Here is a 3,015-nt window from a genome sequence, read left to right as displayed (position 1 = left end):
GTGGGCGGCCCTCGCCGATGCGTCCGACGTGGACGTCCGGAGCTGGAGTGCCGGGGAGACGACGCCGGGGCGTCAGGTCAGACGGGGCGAACCTGCTCGGCCTGCGGGCCCTTCGTGCCCTGGCCGACCTCGAAGTCGACCTGCTGGCCCTCCTCGAGGGTCCGGTAGCCGTCGACCTGGATGGCGCTGAAATGCACGAAGAGGTCCTGCCCTCCGCCGGTCGGGGTGATGAAGCCGTACCCCTTCTCCGCGTTGAACCACTTCACGGTGCCCTGGGCCATGCGAACTCCTCGACGATCGGTGCGCCGCGGGCTCCGCCGGCCCCCGGTGCGCGTGAGCCTAGTGGTCACGGGCATGCCACGACCAGGGTCATCTCGGAGGTGACCAGCGCGTCGACCCCGGTCAGGCGTCGGGGTCGGTGCGCAGGACGACGACGATGCCGTCGCCCGCCTGGTCCGGGTCGAGCGTGACGGCGGTGAGGCCGAGCGTCTGGGCGACGAGGTCGGCGGTCGACCGCAGGTCCTCGCTCGCGTAGAAGACGGTCGAGTCGGTCACGCCCTCGCCGTCGGAGTTGCCGGTCGTCGCGGCGGTGAAGCCGGCCTCCTGGAGCTTGGCCTGCTGCCGGGCGGCGACCCCGCTCACCCCCGAGGCGTTGAGCACCTGGACGGGCGTGCTGAGCACGGGCTCGGCCGCGGGCGGCGCCTCGCTCTCGACGGGCGGCTCCTCGGTCCCGTCGGCGGGCGTCTCCTCCGTGCCGTCGGTCGTGCCCTCGTCACCGGTCCCGCCTTCGTCGACGGTCGAGCTGTCGGGCGAGTCGTCGGCCCCGTTGATGATGCCCCACGCCGTCACGGCGCCGTAGGCGAGGACGGGGGCGAGGACGAGGACCGCGAGGAACGGCCACCACCGGCTCCACGCCGAGCGCGGCGCACGGTGGACACCGCGCGGTGCGTCGGGGTCCGCAGCGGCGTCGAACTCGTCGTCCGGGTAGGGGTAGTCCGCCTTGCTCACGGCCGCAGGCTATCCGCTGGACCTGGGGCTCAGGCGTCGGTCGCGAGGCGACGCGCGGTACGGGCGCGCTGACGGGACTGCCGCAGGCGCCGCAGACGCTTGACCAGCATGGGGTCGTGGGCCAGGGCCGCGGGCTCGTCGATGAGGGCGTTGAGCACCTGGTAGTACCGCGTGGCGGACATGTCGAACAGCTCGCGGACCGCCTGCTCCTTGGCGCCGGCGTACTTCCACCACTGGCGCTCGAACGCGAGGATCTGCTCGTCGCGCTCCGTCAGGCCGGAGGTTCCCCCGTCCGGCCCAGCGTCGACGGTGCCGATCGGGAGCGCGGTCGCGGTGTCCATACGGCCTCCTCGGTGGTGCAGGGCGGGTCGGTCAGCGGCCATCGTAGGTGCGAACCACACCGGTGTCATTCCGCCTCACCGCCCGTCACCGGGTCGGGTGGCCGACCGGGTAGCCTCGCCCGCGTGAACCCGGCTCCCCTCGCGTCGCTCGTCGCACCGGACTGGGCGCAGGCGCTCGCACCGGTCGAGCCGCAGATCCGGGCGGCGGGGCAGTTCCTGCGCGACGAGGTGGCCGCGGGCCACGGGTACCTGCCGGCGGGCGAGTCCGTGCTGCGGGCGTTCACCCGCCCGCTCGCGGAGGTCCGCGTGCTCGTCGTCGGGCAGGACCCCTACCCCACGCCCGGCCACCCGATGGGTCTGTCGTTCTCGGTGCAGGCGGACGTGCGGCCCCTGCCGCGCTCGCTCGACAACATCTTCAAGGAGCTCGTCGCCGACCTCGACGTGCCGCGGCCGACGACGGGCGACCTGTCGCCGTGGGCCGACCAGGGCGTGATGCTGCTCAACAGGGTCCTGACGGTCCGGCCGGGTGCGCCCGCGTCGCACCGGGGGCGCGGCTGGGAGGCGGTCACCGACCGGGCGATCGCGGCGCTCGTCGAGCGTGGCGGCCCGCTCGTCGCGGTCCTCTGGGGGCGCGACGCGCAGTCGCTGCGTCCGGCCCTCGGGTCCGTGCCGCGGGTCGAGTCGGTGCACCCGTCGCCGCTGTCGGCGAGCCGCGGGTTCTTCGGGTCGCGCCCGTTCTCGACCGTCAACCGCCTGCTCGCGGAGCAGGGCGCGCCGCCCGTCGACTGGCGCCTGCCCTGACGCCTCGCCCGGGCGCGACGGCCCCGCCCTCCGGGCTCCCGGCTGCCACGACGGCCGCGGGACCCCGGCTCAGGGCAGGCACAGGGGCGGCATCCCGCCCTGGGTCGTCAACCGGACCTGCACCTCGGGCGTCGCTCCGATGTTGGCCGGGAGCTTGCCGCGGATCGTCGGCAGGTCGGCGCACCGCGACGTCAGCTGCGCCGAGTTGTTGACCTGGACCACGGTCGCCGCGGACCAGACCCACCCGCTCGGCACGGCGTGGTCGGGCACCGTGATCTCGAACTCGACGTGCTCGCCCTGCTGGATGCCCGGCGCGGAGAAGTAGACGGTCCAGTACGCGTTGCCCGTCCAGAAGCTCGGCGCACCCGTGCCGGTCACGGTGCACGGCGTGGTGCTCGCGCTGCCGTCGGCCTTCACGACCCGGCACGAGTCCGGCGCCGGGCCCGGGACGCGCCACGTCGCGGGGACGGCGAACCCGCCCACGAGGACGCGCACGCGCGTGACGGCGGTCGGTGTCGGCGATCCCGTGAGGGGGTACGTCTGCGTCGCGCCGGTGAGCGTGCCCTGCGCGGTCCCGACGACGCCCGAGGCGCCGAACAGGGTCACGTCGACCGGCCGCCCCGCGCACGCAGCCTGGTCGACGGCGGTGAGGCCGTCGAGCCGGAGGGCGGTGGGCGCGGTGGTCGTGGTCGGGACGACCTGCACGGCCGTCGCGGTGCACGCGGTGCGCGTGACGATCGCGGCCGGCTCGGCGCGCACGTCGAGGCGCGACGCGCTCGCGGTCGCGACCGGGGAGGCGACGACGAGGGCGACGAGCGCGGCCAGGGCGGCGATCCCGCGGCGGCGGTCGCGGCGGCGCGTGGAG

5 protein-coding genes are annotated in these 3,015 nt (G+C 75.1%); 1 reads left to right on the top strand and 4 read right to left on the bottom strand.

Translation table 11 applies throughout. The features are described from left to right. Positions 1–77: 77 nt before the first annotated feature. From CTKZ_RS14700 to CTKZ_RS14690, 3 genes are all read right to left on the bottom strand, one after another. Positions 78–281 carry a cold-shock protein gene (locus CTKZ_RS14700; protein WP_013769803.1) on the bottom strand — a complete coding sequence of 68 codons (204 nt, stop codon included), beginning with the start codon at positions 279–281 and terminating at the stop codon, positions 78–80. 121 nt (positions 282–402) lie between these two features. Next, complete coding sequence (locus CTKZ_RS14695) at positions 403–1,008, bottom strand: LytR C-terminal domain-containing protein (RefSeq protein ID WP_124343645.1); 606 nt, start codon at positions 1,006–1,008, stop codon at positions 403–405. Between the two features lie 29 nt (positions 1,009–1,037). Continuing rightward, complete coding sequence (locus CTKZ_RS14690; protein WP_124343644.1) at positions 1,038–1,349, bottom strand: DUF3263 domain-containing protein; 312 nt, start codon at positions 1,347–1,349, stop codon at positions 1,038–1,040. Positions 1,350–1,472: 123 nt separating this feature from the next. On the opposite strand from CTKZ_RS14690, the gene CTKZ_RS14685 reads away from it, so the two are divergent. Further along, on the top strand, positions 1,473–2,150 hold the full coding sequence (locus tag CTKZ_RS14685; protein ID WP_124343643.1) for a uracil-DNA glycosylase: 678 nt from the start codon (positions 1,473–1,475) through the stop codon (positions 2,148–2,150). Between the two features lie 69 nt (positions 2,151–2,219). Here the strand turns inward: CTKZ_RS14685 and CTKZ_RS21640 are convergent. Beyond that, positions 2,220–3,015: hypothetical protein (locus CTKZ_RS21640; RefSeq protein ID WP_160142910.1), on the bottom strand; the 796-nt coding region annotated here is incomplete at its 5' end.

It is taken from the genome of Cellulomonas algicola, from assembly GCF_003851725.1.
Classification (GTDB): Bacteria; Actinomycetota; Actinomycetes; order Actinomycetales; family Cellulomonadaceae; genus Cellulomonas; species Cellulomonas algicola.
This window is presented reverse-complemented; position numbering and strand designations above follow the sequence as displayed.